This is a genomic window from Mycolicibacterium sp. MU0053 (assembly GCF_963378095.1).
GTDB lineage: Bacteria > Actinomycetota > Actinomycetes > Mycobacteriales > Mycobacteriaceae > Mycobacterium > Mycobacterium burgundiense.
Window position 1 is genome coordinate 2,290,621 of record NZ_OY726397.1, and the last position, 19,211, is coordinate 2,309,831.

Genomic DNA, 19,211 nt, shown 5'->3' on the forward strand with positions numbered 1-19,211 from the left:
TTCTGGTGTGACAGGATGGGCGGTAGTTACAAACCGGGCTACCAAGTTCGTAGACCGTCCTAAACTTGTCAGATCGGTTGGACCGTCCAGACTCAAGGGGACAGATAATGCCGCTTACACCAGCCGACGTTCACAACGTCGCGTTCAGCAAGCCGCCCATCGGTAAGCGCGGCTACAACGAAGACGAGGTCGACGCATTCCTCGACCTGGTGGAAAACGAGCTGACCCGCCTCATCGAGGAAAACGCCGATCTGCGTCAGCGGGTCGCCGAACTCGATCAGGAGCTCGCGGCCGCCCGCGCCGGTGGCGGCGGACAGTCCACCCAGGCGGTGCCGCTGTACGAGCGCGAGCCCGAGCCCGCCCAGCCGGTATATGAGCCGCCGCCCGCAGCGGCTGCGCCGGCGGCCCCGCCCAGCGAAGAGGCCCACATCAAGGCGGCCAAGGTGCTGGCGCTGGCCCAGGACACCGCAGACCGGCTCACCGGAACCGCGAAGGCGGAATCCGACAAGCTGCTCGCCGATGCCCGCGCCAACGCCGACGCGATGGTCAGCGAGGCCAAGCGCACCGCGGAGACCACCGTCTCCGAGGCCAAGGCCCGCGCCGACGCGATGCTCGCTGATGCGCAGACCCGCTCGGAGACCCAGCTGCGCCAGGCTCAGGAAAAGGCCGACGCGCTGCAGGCCGATGCGGAACGCAAGCACTCCGAGATCATGGGCACCATCAACCAGCAGCGGACCGTTCTCGAGGGCCGGCTGGAACAATTGCGGACCTTCGAGCGCGAATACCGGACCCGGCTCAAGACCTACCTGGAGTCGCAGCTCGAGGAGCTGGGCCAGCGCGGTTCGGCGGCCCCGGTGGACTCGAGTGCCGGCGAGGGCAATTTCAACCAGTTCAACCGAGGCTCCAACTAACCGACCGGCGGGGAGTTTTCGATGTTGATCGTTGCGTTGGTATTGGCTGTCATCGGGCTGGCGGCACTGGTGACCGCGGTGGTGACCAGTAACGAGCTCATTGCGTGGGTGTGCATCGCGGCGAGCGTCATCGGGGTGATCCTGCTGATCATCGACGCGATCCGGGAAAAGCAGCGCACTGGCGGAGCAGAGCCCGAAGCGGCACCGGCCGACGAGGTGGCCGATCCCGACGCGGATTCCGTCGATCAGACCTATCAGACCTTCGACGCCGACTACCCCGACGAGGGCGCGGTCGGCGACAGCGCCGGCGAGGCCGGCCTGGAGGCCGGGACCGACACCGCGCTCGACACCTCCGACGAGAACAAGCCGACCAACCCCTAGCTCAGCAGCGCACGCACCTCGTCGTCGCTGGTCTGGTCGAAGTGCTCGTAGGACAGCCCGACCGCGAGGAACGGGCTCGGCGTGTGCGGACACACGAAGGCATCGGCGACATCCCGGAAGTCCCCGACCACGTCGGCGGGTGCGGTCGGCACCGCGATGACGACCCGGGCCGCTCCCTGATCGCGGGCATCCAGGGCCACCGCACGCATGCTGGCTCCCGTAGCGATGCCGTCGTCCACCAGGATCACCACCCGATCCCGCATCGCGGCGGGTCCTCGACCGCCCCGGTAGGCGGTCTCGCGGCGACGCAGTTCCCGACGCTCGGCCGCGACCACGGAATCGATCGTGTCGGGGGAAATCCGTAACGACCGCACCAGGGCATCGTTGAGCACCATCCGGTCCCGGGTGATCGCGCCGAGGGCGAGTTCCTCATGCCCCGGGGCGCCCAACTTGCGGACCACCGCGACATCGAGTTCGGCCCCCAAACCGCGGGCCACCTCGGCGGCCACCGGAAGACCGCCGCGCGCCAACCCCACCACCAGCGAGTCCGCGTCAGCGCGCCCGGCGGACTGCAGCGCCGCCAGGACGGCCTGACCCGCCTCGGCTCGGTTGCGGTAGCGCGGTCGGTGCATGGCGGGCGGCGAACGCAGTCGCTACTTCTCGACCGCGACCAACTCGGCGCCGCAGGTGCACCGGTATGCGCCCGCGGCATCCGGGCAGTCGCACGGCGCCTCGATCCGTACCCGACATCCGCAGCCCTCGTGCGCACACGTCAACACCGTGCCGGCCTCATTCGTTGACATCGAATCACCCTCCCTTACCGTTTGTTCGATCGTGCCTCACCCACGTTGCGCCGCGGGCGACTTTGGGATGCGGTCGAGAATTGGCTGCCAGGACCGCAGCGGCCGCAGCAGTTGGTTCTTCTTGTAGTGGTGCTCGCTCATCCGATGCAGGATGTCGTCGAGTGCGGCGACCGCATCGCGGATGTAGGGGCCCTTGTTGAGCATCACGCATTCGGCGCGTTCGCTCATCGCGGCGTCGCTGATCTCGGCCCGCGACGGGTTACCGGTCTTGGCGAGCTGCTCGAGCACCTGGGTCGCCCAGATCACCGGCAGATGCGCCGCCTCGCACAGCCACAGGATCTCCTCCTGCAACTCCGCGAGCCGTTCGTAGCCGCATTCCACCGCGAGGTCCCCGCGCGCGATCATCACCCCCACCTTGGGGCGGCGCATCGCGGTGATCAGCAGGCGCGGCAGATGCTCGAACGCGCTGGGCGTCTCGATCTTGAGCACCAGGCCCATCTCATGGGCACCGAGCCGGTCGAGCTCGCCGAGCAGCCGTTCGACGTCGCCGGGGTCGCGCACGAACGACATCTCGATGAAATCGGCGAACTCGGCGGCCACCGCGGCATCGGCGAGGTCCTGTGCGGTGGGCGCCGACGCCGACAGCGTGGAGTCGGGCAGGTTGATGCCCTTGTCGGCCCGCAACTTCGAGCCGCCCGCGCCCGCGTGGGTGATCCGGATCCGCAGTCGCTCACCGCCGTCGCGGTCGGTCACGGTGCCGGCGATCTTGCCGTCGTCGAACAACACCCGGTGACCGACCTGGGCGGCGTCGATCACCTCGGCGTGCGTGCAGCCGATCCGCGCCCTCCCGTGCGTCACCGGAGCCGGCCGGCAGTCCCGGGTCAGCTCCAGCACATCCCCGCGGCGCAGCCGCAGCGCCTGTCGGACCTGCGGCAGCTCACCGATCTCGGTGCGATCCCGGCCTCCCCGTACCCGCAGCCGGGTACCGGTGGCCACATAGGTGGTGTTCGGGACGGTGACCAGGCACCCGGCCGCCGCGACATGCTCCACGACCGTGAGCCGACGCCGGGAGCCACGGGTATCGCGCAGCATCAGCACATCGCCGGGCCGCCGACGGGCCAACCAGGCGCCCGCCACCGGGAGCACCGACATGCCCTCCACCGGCGCCGGGGCGGGATCCTGAATCGAGGTCAGCCACGCCCGCGCGGGTTCGACGACCCGGCCGAGGTCGTTGCGTCGCGGCCGCAGCTTGACCCGGCGCGGCCCGGATTCCAGCGGTCCCGTGCGGACCTTGGGTCCGGCCAGATCCGCCGCGACCAGACACGTCCGCCCGGTTTCCCGGGCCGCCCGCCGCACCTGCCCGGCGATGGCACGCCAGGTGTCGGGGTCGTCGTGGGCGCAGTTGATCCGCGCGATCTCCATGCCCGCCGCCACCAGGTCGCGCACCAGCGCGGAGTCGGTGGCCGCGGCCGAGGGCATGGTCACCATGATCCGGCTCGCGCGCTGTCGCGGCGCGGGCCCCAGCAACGCGGCGGCGTGCTTGGCCAGCAGCACCGCGCCGTCCCCGATCGGCACCGCGCTGTCCTGCGGGGCCGCCGCGTCCGCGCCGGACATCGCGGTCAGCGCGGCCCGCACGGCGCGCAGGGTGGCCTGCACGTGCGGTTCGCTGCGGCCCAGCGAGGACAACCCGAGCCGCGCGAGTCGGTGCTGGGTATCGCGCAGATCGCGGCGCCGAATTGCCAAGTAGTGCACCATGTTCCGGGCCGAGTCCTGATACTCGGGGGCGGCGCGGTCAATGAGGTCGGACCAGGCCGCCTCGCCCTCGGCGAGGTCATCGAGGAGGCCGTCGACGACATCGCGCAGGGCGCTGACTTCGGCTTCGTCGGTCATCCTTCGAGGTTAGCCGTCCCCGGCCGCGCGCGGTCCGGGCTCACGCGGGACCAATTTGGGATGTGAGGCACTAGTGACACCGCGGTCACGCTCGTGCAATCGGTGCGGAATTGCCGGCCAGTACACCTGAGGCAAGCAGCAGCGAACACCCGGAGGCAACATGTCAGCACTGTCGTTCACCCGTAACCGCGATATCGACGACTGGGACGCCGAAGACGTCGAGGCGTGGGAGGGCAAGGACGGCAAGGTCGCCGGGAAGGACATCGCCAAACGCAATTTGATCTGGTCGATCGTCGCCGAACACGTCGGCTTCTCGATCTGGTCGATCTGGTCGGTGATGGTGCTGTTCATGCCCGAGGACGTCTACGGCATCGACGCCGCGGGCAAGTTCTATCTGGTGGCGGTGCCGACCCTGGTCGGCGCGTTCATGCGGATTCCGTACACCGTCGCCCCGGCCCGCTACGGGGGCCGTAACTGGACCGTGGTCAGCGCGTTGCTGCTGCTCATCCCGACGGCGTTGACCTGGTACTTCATCACCACGCCCGGCACCTCCTACACGACGTTCATGGTGGTGGCGGCGTTCGCCGGCCTGGGCGGGGGCAACTTCGCCTCATCGATGACCAACATCAATGCGTTCTATCCGCAACGGCTCAAGGGCTGGGCCCTGGGCCTGAACGCCGGTGGCGGCAACATCGGGGTGCCGGTGATCCAGTTGGTGGCACTGCTGGTGATCGCCACCGTGGGCAACACCGCACCGGAGATCGTGTGCGCCGGGTACCTGGTCGCGATCAGCCTGGCGGCGCTGGGGGCGGCGTTGTTCATGGACAACCTGCGCAACCAGCAGTCCAACCTGGGCGCGCTCGCGGAGGCGTTGCGCCACAAGCAGTCCTGGGTGATGAGCTTTCTCTACATCGGCACCTTCGGGTCGTTCATCGGGTTCTCCTTCGCGTTCGGACAGGTGCTCCAGATCAACTTCCTGGCCGGCGGGGACAGCCCCGCGCAGGCCGCGCTGCACGCCGCCCAGATCGCTTTCCTCGGACCGCTGTTGGGCTCGATCGCCCGCCCGTATGGCGGCAAGCTGGCCGATCGGGTCGGCGGCGGCCGCATCACCGCCTACACGTTTGTCGCGATGACCTTCGCCGCCGGAATCCTGGTGGTCACCGGGATGCTCGACGACGCGGCCCCCGGCGCCCCGACGGGCGCCCAGATGAGCGCCTATGTGGCCGGATTCATCCTGCTGTTCATCCTCTCCGGAATCGGCAACGGCTCGACCTACAAGATGATCCCGTCGATCTTCGAGGCCAAGGCGCAGGATCGGGACGACCTGGACCGGGCCGGCAAGGCCGCGTGGTCACGCAGCATGTCGGGTGCGCTGATCGGATTCGCCGGTGCCGTCGGTGCCCTGGGCGGGGTGTTCATCAACGTCGTGCTGCGCGCCTCCTACGTCAGCGACGCGAAATCGGCGACCAACGCCTTCTGGGTGTTCCTGGGCTTCTACGTGGTGTGCGCCTTCGTCACCTGGTTCGTCTTCCTGCGGTTGCACCGCGCGCACACCGGCGAGCACATTGGCCGCTCCGATGGCCGCCCTGCCTCGCTGGCGGTGCGGTGACGCCGGCGGCAGCGCGCACCACCCGCACGGCCTGCTCCTATTGCGGGGTGGGGTGCGGGATCACCGTCACGACCGCGCCCGACCCGGGCACCGGGGCACCGGTGATCGCCCGGGTGGCCGGGGACAAGCTGCACCCGGCCAACTTCGGCCGGTTGTGCACCAAGGGCGCCACCCACGCCGAGCTGATGGCCGCCGACGGTCGGCTCACGACCGCGCTGGTGCGTCCCTCGCGGACCGCGGCGCCGGTGCCCACCCCGCTGGACGACGCGGTCGCCGAGGCGGCCCGGCGACTGCGGGCCGTCATCGACGAACACGGGCCCGACGCCGTCGCGCTCTACGTGTCCGGCCAGCTGTCGATCGAGGCCCAGTACCTGGCGACCAAGCTGGCCAAGGGATTTCTGCGCACCGTGCACCTCGAGTCGAACTCCCGGCTGTGCATGGCCAGCGCCGGAACCGGCTTCAAACAGTCGCTGGGCTCCGACGGCCCGCCGGGCTCCTACACCGACTTCGACCACACGGACCTGTTTTTCGTGATCGGCTCCAACATGGCCGACTGCCATCCGATCCTGTACCTGCGCATGCTCGACCGGGTCAAGGCCGGCGCCAAGCTGATCGTGGTGGACCCGCGCCGCACCGCCACCGCCGACAATGCCGATCTGTACCTGCCGATCCGGCCCGGCACCGACCTCGCGCTGCTGAACGGCCTGCTACACCTGCTGGTCCAGAACGGCGACACCGACCGGGAGTTCATCGCCGAGCACACGCAGGGCTGGGAGGCCATGCCGGAATTCCTCGCCGATTACCCGCCGCGGCGCGTCGCCGAGCTGACCGGACTGCCCGAAGCCGACATTCGCGCCGCCGCGGCCATGATTGCCGCGGCGGGGGACTGGATGACGTGCTGGACGATGGGTCTCAACCAGAGCACCCACGGCACCTGGAACACCAACGCGATCTGCAATCTGCATCTGGCCACCGGCGCGATCTGCCGCACCGGTTCCGGACCGATGTCGCTGACCGGGCAGCCCAACGCCATGGGCGGACGCGAAATGGGTTACCTGGGGCCGGGTTTGCCCGGCCAGCGTACGGTCGCCTCCGCCGCGGACCGCGAGCTCGTCGAACGGCTGTGGGAGCTGCCGGCCGGCACCATCCGCCCGGACGTGGGGCCCGGCACGGTCGAACTGTTCCGCCGGCTGTCCACGGGCGAGATCAAGGCCGTCTGGGTGATCTGCACCAACCCCGTTGCGACCGTGCCGAACCGGGACACCGTGATCGCCGGGTTGCGGGCCGCCGAGCTGGTGATCACCCAGGACGCGTTCGCCGACACCGCCACCAACCGCTATGCCGACATCGCGTTGCCGGCCGCGCTGTGGGCCGAATCCGATGCCGTGATGGTGAATTCGGAACGCACGCTGACCCTGCTGCAGCAGGCGGTGCCGGCCCGCGGTGCGGCCCTGCCGGACTGGGAACTGATCTGTGCGGTTGCCGACCGGCTGGGATTCGGGGCGCACTTCGACTACAAGTCCAGCGAGCAGGTCTTCGACGAGATCCGCCGATTCCACAACCCGGCAACCGGATACGACCTGCGCGGCGCCAGTTACGAGCGGCTGCGCGAGACGCCGCTGCAGTGGCCGGTGCCGCCCGAGGACGCCCGCGGTGGCGAGGCGGACCGTCATCCGATCCGATACCTCAACGACGGCGTCAGCCAGGACCTGTTCATCGATTCCGACGGCCACCGACCGCGACTGGCCTTCGCGACCCCCACCCGCCGCGCCGCGTTCCACCCGCGGCCGCATCTGCCGGCCGCTGAACTGCCCCACGAGCACTATCCGTTGGTGCTCAACACCGGTCGGCTGCAGCATCAATGGCACACCATGACCAAGACCGGGAAGGTGGCCAAGCTCAACAAGCTCAACGGCGCCCCGTTCGTGGAGGTCCACCCCGACGACGCCGCGGCCCTGGGCATCGCCGCCGGCGCGGCGGTGGCGATCCGATCGCGGCGCGGGCAGGCGGTGCTGCCGGCCGTGCTGACCGATCGGGTCCGGCCGGGAAACGTCTGGGCGCCGTTCCACTGGGACGACGCCGACGGCCGGGCACGCAACATCAACACGGTCACCAACGACGCCGTCGACGCCGATGCCCTGCAGCCGGAACTCAAGTACTGCGCGGTACGGCTCGAGCCGGTCGCCGAGAACCCCGTCGCCTCCTCGCCGGCCGTGGTCCCCGACACGGCGCCCGCGACCGGGCCGCTGCTGCTGTGGGCCTCGCAGACCGGCAACGCCGAGGAGTTCGCCGCGACCCTCGGCGGCCGGCTCGGCGGTGTGCGGTTGCGGACGCTGAACGAGACGGCGCTGGCGGACCTGCCGGACGCCGGCGAGGTCGTGATCGTCACCAGTACATTCGGCGACGGCGGCCCGCCGGATAACGGGGCGGACTTCTGGGCCCGGCTCGCCGCGCCGGCGGCGCCCGCCCTGGCGGGCGTGCGGTTCGCGGTGCTGGGCCTCGGCGACCGCGCCTACGCCGACTTCTGCGGGTACGCGAGAGCACTGGATGCCCGGTTGGCCGAACTGGGCGCCACCCGAGTGCTCGAGCGCGCCGAGCACGAAGTGCACGACGACGAGCCGCTGGGGCGGTGGGCCGACAAAATCGTTGAGCTGGTGGCGGATTCACCCAGCCCCGCGACCGGCACGGCGCCGCGCGCGCCCGCGCCGTTCACCCGCACCCGGCCGATCGCGGCGCCGCTGTGCGGCAACGCGCGGCTCACCCCGCCGACCGCGGCCAAGGAGGTCCGGCAGTTCGGCTTCGACCTCAGCGGCCACGACGTCGAGTATGCCGCGGGTGATTCGCTGGGCGTCTACGTCGCCAACAGCGCCGATGTCGTGGACGAGTGGCTCGCCGCCACCGGACTGTCCGGTGCGACCGGCGTCGTCGTCGACGGCGCGGAAACCGAACTGCGGCAAGCGCTCACATCCCATTACGACCTCTGCAAGGTGACCCCGAACCTGCTGGACTTCGTCGCCGAGCACAACCCGGACCGGGCGGTGGCCAAGCGGCTGCGTCGGCGCGATGTCCTGGAGAAATGGTTGGTGGATCGCAACGGCCTCGATGTGGTGCGGGAGTTCCCGGTGCGCGCCGAGGCCGAGCAGTGGCAGGACGTGCTGGTGCGGTTGACCCCGCGGCAGTACTCGATCTCGTCGAGCCCGCTGGTCAGTCCGGGCGAGGTGCAAGTGACGGTCTCGGTGCTGCGGTACCGCAGCCCCGAGGGCGCGCCACGCGGCGGGGTGGCATCGACCTACCTGGCGGAGCTGCCCGTCGGCACCGGCGTGGACGTGTTCCTGCAGCGGTCGCCGCATTTCCGCCCGCCGCGGGACCCGGCGACCCCGATGATCATGGTGGGGCCGGGCACCGGCATCGCCCCGTTCCGGGGTTTCCTGCAGGAACGGCGGGCGCTCGGGCACACCGGCGCCAACTGGCTGTTCTTCGGCGATCAGCATCGGGAGCAGAATTTCTATTACCGCGCCGAACTCGAGGACATGGTCGACGACGGTTTCCTCACCCGGCTCGATGTGGCGTTCTCGCGCGATCAGGCCAAGCGGGTGTACGTGCAGCACCGGATGCGCGCGGCCGGCGCGCAGCTGTGGCGCTGGCTGGCCGAGGGCGCCCATTTCTACGTGTGCGGGGACGCCGCCCGGATGGCCCACGACGTCGACGCCGCGCTGACCGACATCATCCGCGCCCACGGCGGCATGAGTGCGGAGGCCGCCCGGGATTACAAGCGCGAACTGATCGCCGAGAAGCGCTACGTGCGCGATGTGTACTGAGGATGCACGGGGTGTGATCGCGGCTTCGCCGCTCAACACTCTCCATCTGGGTGTCCGAGGGGGGACTTGAACCCCCACGCCCGTTAATAGGGCACTAGCACCTCAAGCTAGCGCGTCTGCCATTCCGCCACTCGGACATCGCCCGCCGCGACAGCTGCGCAGCGGGCAGCTAAGGCTAACGGATCGGGTTGCGTTGCCCCAAACCCAACCCCCGCATTCGCGGCGAGAACTGGTAGACAGGGCACTGTGACCCCGCCTAGCCCCGCCGTCGACGAGGTGGTCGACCTCGTCAGCACCCTGATCAGGTTCGACACGTCCAACACCGGGGTGCCCGAGACCACCAAGGGCGAGGCCGAATGCGCGCAGTGGGTGGTGCAGCAGCTCGAGGCCGTCGGCTACGAGTGCGAGTGCATCGAATCGGGTGCGCCGGGCCGGGCCAACGTCTTCACCCGGCTGCCGGGCGCGGACCGCACCCGGGGGGCGCTGCTGCTGCACGGGCACCTGGACGTCGTCCCGGCCGAGGCCGCGGACTGGAGCGTGCACCCGTTCTCCGGGGCCGTGGAGAACGGCTACGTGTGGGGCCGGGGCGCGATCGACATGAAGAACATGGTTGGCATGATGATCGCGGTCGCCCGGCACTTCAAGCGGGCCGGCATCGTCCCGCCGCGGGACCTGGTGTTCGCCTTCGTCGCCGACGAGGAGGCCGGCGGCAACTACGGCTGCAAATGGCTCGTGGAGCACCGGCCCGACCTGTTCGACGGGATCACCGAAGCGATCGGGGAGGTGGGCGGCTTCTCCCTGACGATCCCGCGCCGCGACGGTGGTGAGCGTCGGCTGTATCTGATCGAGACCGCGGAAAAGGGCATGCTGTGGATGCGGCTGACCGCGCGCGCCCGCGCCGGGCACGGCTCAATGGTGCATGACGACAACGCGGTGACGGCCGTGGCCGAGGCGGTGGCCAAGCTGGGCCGCCACCAGTTCCCGATCGTCATGCACGACGCCGTGGCCGAATTCCTGGCCGCGGTCACCGAGGAGACCGGCTACACCTTCGACGCCGACTCGCCCGATCTGGACGGCGCCATCGCCAAGCTCGGTCCCATCGCCCGCATCATCGGGGCCACCCTGCGCGACACCGCGAATCCGACGATGCTGTCGGCCGGATACAAGGCCAACGTGATCCCGGCGACGGCCGAGGCGGTGATCGACTGCCGGATAGTCCCGGGTCGGCAGGCCGCGTTCGAACGCGAGGTCGACGAGATCATCGGACCGGACGTGACCCGCGAATGGATCACCGCGTTGCCCTCGTACGAAACCACTTTCGACGGCGACCTGGTGGCGGCGATGAACTCCGCGCTGCTGGCCGTGGACCCCGAGGCCCGGACCGTGCCCTACATGATGTCCGGCGGGACCGACGCGAAACACTTTGCCCGCCTGGGTATTCGGTGTTTCGGTTACGTTCCGTTGCGGCTGCCACCCGAACTGGACTTCGCGGCACTGTTCCACGGCGTCGACGAGCGGGTGCCGGTGGATGCACTGAGGTTCGGCACCGAGGTGATGGAACACTTCCTGAAGAACTGCTAGGCCCGATACAACTCAACCAGAAAGGGACACCATGGCTTTTCCGTACAACCCGTATGACCACCTGCCGAAGCTGCCCGGTTTCACGCTCACCTCGACCTCGGTGACCGACGGCCAGCCCCTGGACAACGCCCAGGTCAGCGGACTGATGGGGGCCGGGGGAGAAGACGTGTCCCCGCAGCTGAGCTGGTCCGGCTTCCCCGAGGAGACCCGCAGCTTCGCCGTGACGGTCTACGACCCGGACGCGCCGACGGCCTCGGGATTCTGGCACTGGGCGGTCGCGAACCTGCCCGGCACCGTCACCGAACTGCCCGCCGGCATCGGCGATGGCAGCGAGTTGCCCGGTGCGGCAATGACGCTGACCAACGACGCCGGAATGCGCCGGTACGTCGGCGCGGCCCCGCCGGCCGGCCACGGGGTGCACCGCTACTTCATCGTGGTGCACGCGCTGCAGGTCGAGACGCTGGAGCTGGACGAGAACGCCTCGCCGGCCTACCTGGGTTTCAACCTGTTCATGAATGCCATTGCCCGCGCGGTCATCCACGGCACCTACGAACAGAAGTAACACCGCTCCCTTTTCGCGAGCGCCCGAGGTTCTGCGGGCAAACCCGGGCGCTCGCCGGGCCGGGGCGATACCGTAGCCGAGATGGTGGATGACGCACTTCGGGAGCGCCGGCTGTCGGTGATCCGCGAGCACATGGAAACCGAGGTCACCAAGGAGTTCGACCGCACGCTGGCGACCTTCAACGGCCATCCGCGCTACGAGATCATGGCCACCGGGCAGATCTTCGACGGCGCGGACGAGGTCATGGGCTACTACCTGACCACCCGCACCGCGTTCCCCGACCAACGCCACGAGAATGCGCGCTTCCACGTCGCGGACGACGCGGTGATCGTCGAATTCGACCTGCTGGGAACCAATCTGGGGGAGTTCTACGGGTTGCCCCCGACGGGGAAGTCGTTCCGGGTGCCGATCATCGCGGTGTTCTTCTTCGAGGGGGAGCGAATCGTCAACGAGCGCATCTACTTCGACTCGGCGAGCCTGGTCTCTCAGATCGGCCGCGCCGAGTTGCTGTCCGCCGCCGGGGACGGCGGGGGATGACGGTCCCTCACCTCAACCGCGGCTCGCCGAGCCCACCGCGTCGCTCAGCGAGGCGAAGCCGCCCGCCCGCAAACGCTGTGCCAGGCCGTCGTGAATGTTCTTGGCCCACCTGCCGCCGCCGTAGATGAAGCCGGTGTAGCCCTGCAGCAGGGTGGCCCCGGCCGTGATGCGTTCCCACGCGTCGTCGGGGGTCTCGATGCCTCCGACGCTGATCAGCACCAACCGCTTTCCCACCCGGGCGTACAGCCGCCGCAGCACCTCCAGCGAGCGGGCGGCCACCGGTGGTCCGGAGACCCCGCCGGCACCCAACTCGTCCACGCCCGGGGTGCGCAGCCCCGCGCGCGACACCGTGGTGTTGGTGGCGACGATGCCCGCCAACCCCAATTCCAGTGCCAGGTCGGCGATGTCGTCGATATCGGAGTCGGACAGATCCGGCGCGATCTTCACCAGCACCGGGGTGGTGGTCTCGGCCAACACCGCGGCGAGGATGGGCCGCAGCGTCTCCACCGCCTGCAGATCCCGCAGGCCCGGGGTGTTCGGCGAGCTCACGTTCACCACCAGGTAGGCGGCCAGCGAGCCCAGCAGGCGGGCGCTGGCCCGATAGTCGTCGACCGCCTGCTCCGGCGGCGTCACCTTGCTCTTGCCGATGTTGACACCGATCGGCACGTCCGGACGGTGCCGGGCCAACTGCAGTGCCAACTCGCCCGCGCCGTGGTTGTTGAAGCCCAACCGGTTGAGCAGGCCCCGGTCCGCGGGCAGCCGGAACAGCCGCGGCTGCGGATTGCCGGGTTGGGCCTGCGCGGTGACGGTGCCCACCTCGGCATAGCCGAACCCGAGCGCGCCCCAGGTGTGCAGACCGCGGCCGTTCTTGTCGAAACCGGCGGCCAGCCCCAGCGGTCCCGGAAACCGGACGCCGAAGACGGTGCTGGCCAGGATCGGGTCGGTGGGCGCGAGCATGGCGTGCAGTCGCCGGCGCGCGGGCCCCAGCGCGGTGGCCGAGCGCAACGCGGCGAACACCACCGTGTGGATGCGTTCGGCGGGCACCGCGAACAGGCCGCGGCGTAGCGTCTGGTACACCTACAGCTCCGGGATCGGATCGGCGTGCGGGTTGAGCACGCGGGACTTCTTGCGGCGCAACAAAACCCGACGGCTACCGTCGCTGTACAGGCGCACCTTGGACAGCTCCCAACCGCGATACTCGGCCTCGATCGACAGCCGGGTCGAGGCCGTCAGCCGGGTGACATCGGGCGGCAGCCGCAGCGGAACCCATTCGTACTCATCGGACAGGTCGACGTCCCACCCCACTGGAAGTCGGGTGCGGGCGGACCGGCGGGTCAACGCGAACCCGTCGCGTCGCCGATCACCTGAACCCCGGCGCCCGACCCCGACACCACGTACAGGGTGTCGGTCGCGGGGTCGTAGCCCAGGCTGTTCGGTTGCTGCACGGTCGGATAGCGGACCTTCTCGACGGGAATACCGGTGGACAGATCGTAACCAACCACGGAGTTGGCCGCCGTCTGCGACACCCACGCCAGCTGCGCCGACCCGGCCAGGCCGTACGGCGCGGAGGCCACCGGATAACGCTGCCGCATGATCAGCGGGTTCGCCGAGAACACCAGCAGTTCCTCGCCGCGGGTGTCGGCGACCAGGATCCGGCCCACCGGATCGGCGACGATCGTGGTGGCGCCGTCGCCGGCCCGCAGCGCCTGGGCGGCCTCGCCGTCGGCGTTGATCGCGGTCACCGAGGTCTGTCCCCGATCCAACACCACGGCGGTATCGCCCGCGGTGACAATGGAATCCACCCGCGCGAAGATCTTCCGCTGATGGCTCACGGTCGCCACCGAACCCGTGGTCGGGTCCAGGATGAAGATCGCGCCGTCGGCGCTGCCGAGCACCATGCGGCCGTCGGCGCGCCGCGCGATCGCGGTGAAGTCGGTCTCGGACTGATCGCCCACCTCGACGCGGGCCGTCGTCGCCGACCGATCCGCAGCGCCGATATCCACGATGAAGTAGCCACCGCGGGTCGACAGGTACACCTGCCCCTCGCCGTTGCCGGCCAGCGCGGTCGCCGGCCCGGGCAGTTCGATGACCCGGCCGGGCCCGCTGCCGCCGCCGAACACCGTGAGGACGGCCGGGGCCGCGGGTTCAGGTCCGGGGCTCAGCACCACGAGTGCGGCGCCGACCGCATCGAAGGTCGCGGCCTGCGGCGTTCCCGCCAGCGGCCGCACGACGCCCGCGGGCGGGTTCACCGCCGGCGGCGACACCGCGGGGGAGGCCGGCGGGATGGTCGGCGGGGCCACCTCGACCGCATCCTGCGAGCACGAAACGCCGCCCAGCAACGCCAGCGCGGTGATCACCGCGGCGGCCCGGCGCCGGACCGGCGGTTTGCTGGGGGCGGAGCTGGGAAACGACACGGGCAACTTTCGCTGGTGGGGCATCGGGCACCGACTCTATCCGCCGGGGTCGTCGACCCGGCCGGGCCCGGCGGTATGGTCGGCGCATGTCGTGGACCGCAGACCCCGGACCCGACGGGGAGTTCGTCGTCGAGGTCATCGCCACCGGGCTGCACGCCAGCGGGTTCGGCGCGCTCGGCGACGGCCGGCCCTTCGCGTTCAACGTGCGTGACCGCCAGGATCTGGTCGTCGAGGTCTACCGGCCGCGCCTGGTCGGCCCGGTGCCGCAGGACGAAGACGTGGTGGCCTCGCTCACCCGCAACTGCAAGGACATCGACCTGACCGACGAACGCAGCCTGATCGCGGCGGTACGCGACGCGGTCGCCGAGGCGACGGCCGGCCCGGCGCGCTGAGCGCCTCGGGCGACTCGTCACGTACGGTCGTCGGCGTGGAAGTGGCGGCGATGTCCTGGCTGCAGGTGGTGGTGCTGTCCATCGTGCAGGGACTGACGGAGTTTCTGCCGGTGTCGTCGTCGGGCCATCTGGCGATCACCTCGCGGCTGTTCTTCTCCGACGACGCCGGTGCCTCGTTCACCGCGGTCACGCAGCTGGGCACCGAGGCTGCGGTGCTGTTGTACTTCGCCCGGGACATCAACCGGATCGTGCGGGCCTGGTTCACCGGGATCTTCGACCGGACCCGCCGCGACAACCTCGATTACCGGATGGGCTGGTTCGTCATCATCGGCACCATCCCGATCTGCGTGCTCGGGTTGGCGTTCAAGGATGAGATCCGCACCGGCGCCCGCAATCTGTGGCTGGTCGCCACCGCGCTCATCGTCTTCTCCGTGGTCATCGCCGTCGCGGAGTACGTGGGGCGCCAGACCCGCCACATGGAGCAGCTGACCTGGCGCGACGCGGTCATCGTCGGCCTCGCGCAGTGCCTGGCGCTGGTCCCCGGGGTATCGCGGTCCGGCGCCACCATCAGCGCGGGCCTGTTCCTGGGCCTGGACCGGGCACTGGCGGCCCGGTTCGGTTTCCTGCTGGCCATTCCCGCGGTATTCGCCTCCGGGCTGTTCTCGCTGCCGGACGCGTTCGCTCCGGTCAGCGCCGGGATGAGCGCGACAGGTCCGCAACTGCTGGTGTCCGTGCTGATCGCCTTCGTGGTGGGATTGGCGGCGGTCGCGTGGCTGTTGCGCTTCCTGGCCCGTCACAGCATGTATTGGTTCGTCGGCTACCGCCTGGTGCTGGGCGCGGCGTTGTTGGTCCTTCTCGGAACTGGAGTGATGAGCGCGACATGACCGTAATCCTGCTGCGGCACGGCCGCTCGACCTCCAATACCGCGCACACCCTGGCGGGCCGCAGCGCCGGCGTCGACCTCGATGACCGCGGCCGCGAACAGGCCGCGGCCCTGGTCGATCGGTTGGCGACGCTGCCGATCAAGGCGTTGGTGCGGTCCCCGATGCTGCGCTGCGAACGCACCCTGGAGCCGTTGGCGGCCGCACTGGCGCTGGACCCGACCGTCGACGAGCGGATCAGCGAGGTCGATTACGGCGCCTGGACCGGCCGGGCCATCGGCGAGTTGGTGAAGGAGCCGCTGTGGAAGGTGGTCCAGCAGCAGCCCAGCGCCGCGATCTTTCCCGACGGTGAGGGCTTGGCCGAGGTACAGGCCCGCGCGGTGTCCGCGATCCGCGAACACGATCGGCTGCTGGCCGAGCAGCACGGCGGCGACGCGCTGTGGGTGGCATGCACCCACGGGGACGTGATCAAGGCCGTGGTGGCCGACGCGCTCGGCCTGCACCTGGACGGCTTCCAGCGCATCACGGCCGACCCGGCCTCGTGCAGCGTCATCCGCTACACCGCGCTGCGCCCGTTCGTGGTCCACGTCAACCACACCGGACCGGCGCTGGCCAGCGTCCTGAGCGCCCCGCCCGCGGCCGAAACCAACGGTGAGAACCCCGCGGCAGGGGACGCTGTCGTCGGCGGCTCCACGGACTGAAACCTGACCCGCCGGTGGCAGCCGGTATTTTGGAGGGGCCATGGCCCGAGCAATTCATGTTTTCCGCACGCCCGACCGCTTTGTGGCCGGGACGGTCGGTGAACCCGGAAACCGGACGTTCTACCTGCAGGCGGTCCACGACAACCGCGTGGTCTCGGTGATGATCGAGAAGCAGCAGGTGGAGGTCCTCGCCGACCGGATCAGCGCGCTGCTGGTCGAGGTCAACCGGCGGTTCGGGACGCCGCTGCCGCCGGAGACCGCGGAGGTGGAGGACCTCAGCCCGCTGGTGATGCCGGTGGACGCCGAATTCCGGGTCGGCACCATGGGCCTGGGCTGGGACTCCGAGGCCCAGACCGTGGTGGTGGAGTTGCTCGCGGTCACCGACTCCGAGTTCGACGCCTCGGTGGTGCTCGACGACGCCGAGGAGGGCCCGGACGCGGTCCGGGTGTTCCTGAGTCCGCAGTCGGCGCGGCAGTTCGCCAACCGGTCCCAGCGGGTGATCTCGGCGGGTCGGCCGCCGTGCCCGCTGTGCGACGAGCCGCTGGATCCCGAGGGCCACATCTGTGTCCGCACCAACGGCTACCGGCGCGCCGAACTCTTCGGGTCTGATGATGACCCCCAACCGTGAGCCCGCGGAAGTCCTGCAGCACGGAGAGCTGACGGTCCTCGGCAGGATCCGTTCGGCGAGCAACGCCACCTTCCTGTGTGAGGCCGAGCTGGACGGGCACCGGACGCACTGCGTGTACAAACCGGTCGCCGGCGAACAGCCGCTGTGGGATTTCCCCGACGGCACGCTGGCCGGACGCGAGTTGGGAACGTTTCTGATCTCGGCGGCGCTCGGCTGGGACATTGTGCCGCACACCATCATTCGATCCGGTCCGGCCGGTGAGGGAATGGTGCAACGGTGGGTGGACCAGCCCGAGCCCGAGCCCGACACCGAGTCCGAGTCCGAGCTGGACCTGGTCGACCTGTGCCCGGCCGATCAGCTGCCCGCGGGCTACCTCCCGGTGCTGCGCGCCCAGGACTACGCCGGCGCCGAGGTGCTGCTGATCCACGCCGATGACCCACGCCTGGCCCGAATGGCGGTCTTCGACATCCTGGTCAACAACGCCGACCGCAAGGGCGGCCACATCCTGTCCGGCATCGACGGTCAGGTCTACGGCGTCGACCACGGCCTGTGCCTGCACACCGAGGACAAGCTGCGCACGGTGCTGTGGGGCTGGGCGGGCAAACCCATCGACGACGCCGTCCTCGAGGCGGTCAGCGGTCTGCAGCGCGACCTCGACGGTGCGCTCGCCGAGCAGCTGGCCCCGCTGGTCACCGGCGCGGAAATCGCGGCGCTGCGGACCCGGATCCGCGAGGTGCTCGACGACCCGGTGATGCCCTCGCCGCACCGCTCGCGGCCGATTCCCTGGCCGGCCTTCTGACTCAGGCCGGTCGCCAGGTCAGGATTCCGCCGTCGGCCAGCTTGGACAGGTGCAGCTCGTCGTCGGTGACCAGGTAGGTCCGCACGAACTGCAGCGACGTGGTCACCTGCTCGTCCATCGACGGTTGCGCGCAGAACATCTCGGTGACGGCGATCGGGCCGAACGTCAGCGACCCCGAGGTGCCGTCGGCGCTGGGCTCGGCGGTATACGGGCTGGTGCCCCGGTTGCAGTCGAGCTGGAAGGACGCCCGCCCGTCGGCGCCGAATGCCACGGTGAACTTGCTGGGATCGGGCACCGAGGTGGGCTGCTGGTCGGCCATCGACTGGATCGACACCAGCTGCCAGCTGGTCCCCGTCAGGGTGCGGGTCGGCTGCTCGTTTGCGCAGGCCACCAGCGCCGCGGCGGCGGTCAGGATGATCGCGGCCGACTTCGCTGTTGTACGCATGTGCCGAATTTACCGACAGCCCAACCCCAGCTCAGCGCCACCACACTCATCGCGGATACTGACACGGTGACAGTGGCAGCCGGCAGCAGCACGAATCAGACGGATGCCGCCCTTGCCGCCGACCTCGCTGTCGACGCCGGCAAGCTGCTGCTGGCGGTGCGCGAAGAGGTGGGGTTCGACTATCCCTGGATGCTCGGCGACGCCGGTGACAGCCGCGCCAACACCCTGCTGATGCGGCGGCTGGCCGCCGAACGCCCCAACGACGCGGTGCTCTCCGAAGAGGCCCCCGACAATCTGCGCCGACTGCAGTCCGACCGGGTCTGGATCATCGACCCGGTCGACGGCACCCGCGAATTCTCCACCCCGCACCGGCCGGACTGGGCCGTGCACATCGCGCTGTGGCAACGCGTCGGCGGTCCCGACGGCCGCATCACCGACGCCGTGGTGGCCCTGCCCGCCACCGGTGAGGTGTTCCGCTCCGACACCGTGCAGGCCGCGCCCCGGCGCGATCCCGGCGCGCCGATCCGCATCACGGCCAGCGCCAACCGACCACCGGCCGTGCTGTACCGGATGTCCCAGTACGTGGACTTCGAGCTGGTTCGGATCGGATCGGCCGGCGCCAAGGCCATGGCGGTGGTCCGGGGCGACGTCGACGCCTACATCCACGCCGGGGGCCAGTGGGAGTGGGACTCGGCCGCACCGGGCGGGGTCATCCAGGCGGCGGGTATGCACGCCTCCCGGCTCGACGGATCCCCGATGCTCTACAACCGGCCCGATCCGTATCTGCCGGATCTGTTGATGTGTCGGGCCGAGCTCGCTGACGTGCTCCTCGGCGCGATCCGGTCGGCCAGTTGATGAG

At 69.9% G+C, this 19,211-nt stretch carries 20 protein-coding genes and 1 tRNA gene; 13 read left to right on the top strand and 8 right to left on the bottom strand.

What is annotated here, in order from left to right; translation table 11 throughout:
• The first annotated feature begins 107 nt into the window (after positions 1-107).
• Complete coding sequence (wag31, locus tag RCP80_RS10525; RefSeq protein ID WP_308482267.1) at positions 108-911, top strand: DivIVA-like cell division protein Wag31; 804 nt, start codon at positions 108-110, stop codon at positions 909-911.
• A gap of 21 nt (positions 912-932) precedes the next feature.
• A complete protein-coding gene (locus RCP80_RS10530; RefSeq protein ID WP_308482268.1) occupies positions 933-1,292 on the top strand; it encodes a hypothetical protein in 360 nt (119 codons plus the stop codon).
• On the opposite strand, the gene RCP80_RS10535 is transcribed toward RCP80_RS10530, so the two are convergent.
• From RCP80_RS10535 to RCP80_RS10545, 3 genes are read right to left on the bottom strand one after another with little or no spacing between them, the layout of a single operon-like run.
• Positions 1,289-1,924 (bottom strand): phosphoribosyltransferase, encoded by a 636-nt coding sequence (locus tag RCP80_RS10535; protein WP_308482269.1) that lies wholly within the window; start codon positions 1,922-1,924, stop codon positions 1,289-1,291. The two genes, RCP80_RS10530 and RCP80_RS10535, sit on opposite strands and share 4 nt — an antisense overlap.
• Before the next feature lie 21 nt (positions 1,925-1,945).
• The gene (gene mymT / locus RCP80_RS10540; RefSeq protein WP_308482270.1) at positions 1,946-2,095 is read right to left on the bottom strand and encodes a copper-binding metallothionein MymT; all 150 of its coding nucleotides are present in this window, start codon (positions 2,093-2,095) and stop codon (positions 1,946-1,948) included.
• A gap of 36 nt (positions 2,096-2,131) precedes the next feature.
• Positions 2,132-3,985: a pyruvate kinase gene (locus tag RCP80_RS10545; RefSeq protein WP_308482271.1), complete on the bottom strand. Its 1,854-nt coding sequence runs from the start codon at positions 3,983-3,985 to the stop codon at positions 2,132-2,134.
• Positions 3,986-4,145: 160 nt separating this feature from the next.
• Here RCP80_RS10545 and RCP80_RS10550 point away from each other — a divergent pair, with 160 nt between their 5' ends.
• Both RCP80_RS10550 and RCP80_RS10555 read left to right on the top strand, forming a co-directional pair.
• The gene (locus tag RCP80_RS10550; RefSeq protein ID WP_308482272.1) at positions 4,146-5,594 is read left to right on the top strand and encodes a nitrate/nitrite transporter; all 1,449 of its coding nucleotides are present in this window, start codon (positions 4,146-4,148) and stop codon (positions 5,592-5,594) included.
• On the top strand, positions 5,591-9,412 hold the full coding sequence (locus RCP80_RS10555; protein WP_308482273.1) for a bifunctional nitrate reductase/sulfite reductase flavoprotein subunit alpha: 3,822 nt from the start codon (positions 5,591-5,593) through the stop codon (positions 9,410-9,412). Before RCP80_RS10550 ends, RCP80_RS10555 begins: the two co-directional genes overlap by 4 nt.
• A 51-nt stretch (positions 9,413-9,463) precedes the next feature.
• Here the strand turns inward: RCP80_RS10555 and RCP80_RS10560 are convergent.
• Positions 9,464-9,549: transfer RNA gene (locus tag RCP80_RS10560), tRNA-Leu, on the bottom strand.
• A gap of 109 nt (positions 9,550-9,658) precedes the next feature.
• Here RCP80_RS10560 and RCP80_RS10565 point away from each other — a divergent pair.
• The 3 genes from RCP80_RS10565 (at position 9,659) to RCP80_RS10575 (ending at position 12,092) form a co-directional block, all read left to right on the top strand.
• The gene (locus tag RCP80_RS10565; protein ID WP_308482274.1) at positions 9,659-10,993 is read left to right on the top strand and encodes a M20/M25/M40 family metallo-hydrolase; all 1,335 of its coding nucleotides are present in this window, start codon (positions 9,659-9,661) and stop codon (positions 10,991-10,993) included.
• A gap of 31 nt (positions 10,994-11,024) precedes the next feature.
• The gene (locus tag RCP80_RS10570) at positions 11,025-11,555 is read left to right on the top strand and encodes a YbhB/YbcL family Raf kinase inhibitor-like protein (RefSeq protein ID WP_308482275.1); all 531 of its coding nucleotides are present in this window, start codon (positions 11,025-11,027) and stop codon (positions 11,553-11,555) included.
• Between the two features lie 81 nt (positions 11,556-11,636).
• Positions 11,637-12,092: an ester cyclase gene (locus RCP80_RS10575; protein WP_308482276.1), complete on the top strand. Its 456-nt coding sequence runs from the start codon at positions 11,637-11,639 to the stop codon at positions 12,090-12,092.
• A gap of 12 nt (positions 12,093-12,104) precedes the next feature.
• On the opposite strand, the gene RCP80_RS10580 is transcribed toward RCP80_RS10575, so the two are convergent.
• The 3 genes from RCP80_RS10580 to RCP80_RS10590 are packed head-to-tail and all read right to left on the bottom strand — an operon-like array spanning position 12,105 to position 14,506.
• Positions 12,105-13,169, bottom strand: coding sequence for a quinone-dependent dihydroorotate dehydrogenase (locus RCP80_RS10580; protein WP_308482277.1), 1,065 nt, complete (start codon positions 13,167-13,169; stop codon positions 12,105-12,107).
• Positions 13,170-13,430 carry a DUF5703 family protein gene (locus tag RCP80_RS10585; protein WP_308482278.1) on the bottom strand — a complete coding sequence of 87 codons (261 nt, stop codon included), beginning with the start codon at positions 13,428-13,430 and terminating at the stop codon, positions 13,170-13,172.
• The gene (locus RCP80_RS10590; protein ID WP_373693488.1) at positions 13,427-14,506 is read right to left on the bottom strand and encodes a YncE family protein; all 1,080 of its coding nucleotides are present in this window, start codon (positions 14,504-14,506) and stop codon (positions 13,427-13,429) included. The genes RCP80_RS10585 and RCP80_RS10590 overlap by 4 nt, the downstream gene beginning before the upstream one ends.
• A gap of 86 nt (positions 14,507-14,592) precedes the next feature.
• Here RCP80_RS10590 and RCP80_RS10595 point away from each other — a divergent pair, with 86 nt between their 5' ends.
• The 5 genes from RCP80_RS10595 to RCP80_RS10615 are packed head-to-tail and all read left to right on the top strand — an operon-like array spanning position 14,593 to position 17,907.
• Positions 14,593-14,898, top strand: a complete 306-nt coding sequence (locus RCP80_RS10595) for a hypothetical protein (protein ID WP_308482279.1) — start codon at positions 14,593-14,595, stop codon at positions 14,896-14,898.
• Positions 14,899-14,948: 50 nt separating this feature from the next.
• Positions 14,949-15,782, top strand: a complete 834-nt coding sequence (locus RCP80_RS10600; protein WP_308482796.1) for an undecaprenyl-diphosphate phosphatase — start codon at positions 14,949-14,951, stop codon at positions 15,780-15,782.
• A complete protein-coding gene (locus tag RCP80_RS10605; RefSeq protein ID WP_308482280.1) occupies positions 15,779-16,480 on the top strand; it encodes a histidine phosphatase family protein in 702 nt (233 codons plus the stop codon). The genes RCP80_RS10600 and RCP80_RS10605 overlap by 4 nt, the downstream gene beginning before the upstream one ends.
• A gap of 40 nt (positions 16,481-16,520) precedes the next feature.
• Positions 16,521-17,108, top strand: coding sequence for an Rv2134c family protein (locus RCP80_RS10610; protein WP_308482281.1), 588 nt, complete (start codon positions 16,521-16,523; stop codon positions 17,106-17,108).
• The gene (locus tag RCP80_RS10615; RefSeq protein WP_308482282.1) at positions 17,092-17,907 is read left to right on the top strand and encodes an Rv2133c family protein; all 816 of its coding nucleotides are present in this window, start codon (positions 17,092-17,094) and stop codon (positions 17,905-17,907) included. Before RCP80_RS10610 ends, RCP80_RS10615 begins: the two co-directional genes overlap by 17 nt.
• 1 nt (position 17,908) lies before the next feature.
• Here RCP80_RS10615 and RCP80_RS10620 read toward each other — a convergent pair whose 3' ends face one another.
• A complete protein-coding gene (locus tag RCP80_RS10620) occupies positions 17,909-18,352 on the bottom strand; it encodes an META domain-containing protein (RefSeq protein WP_308482283.1) in 444 nt (147 codons plus the stop codon).
• 66 nt (positions 18,353-18,418) lie between these two features.
• Between RCP80_RS10620 and RCP80_RS10625 the strand changes: the two genes are divergently transcribed.
• A complete protein-coding gene (locus tag RCP80_RS10625) occupies positions 18,419-19,207 on the top strand; it encodes a 3'(2'),5'-bisphosphate nucleotidase CysQ (protein WP_308482284.1) in 789 nt (262 codons plus the stop codon).
• The last annotated feature ends 4 nt before the right edge of the window (positions 19,208-19,211 follow it).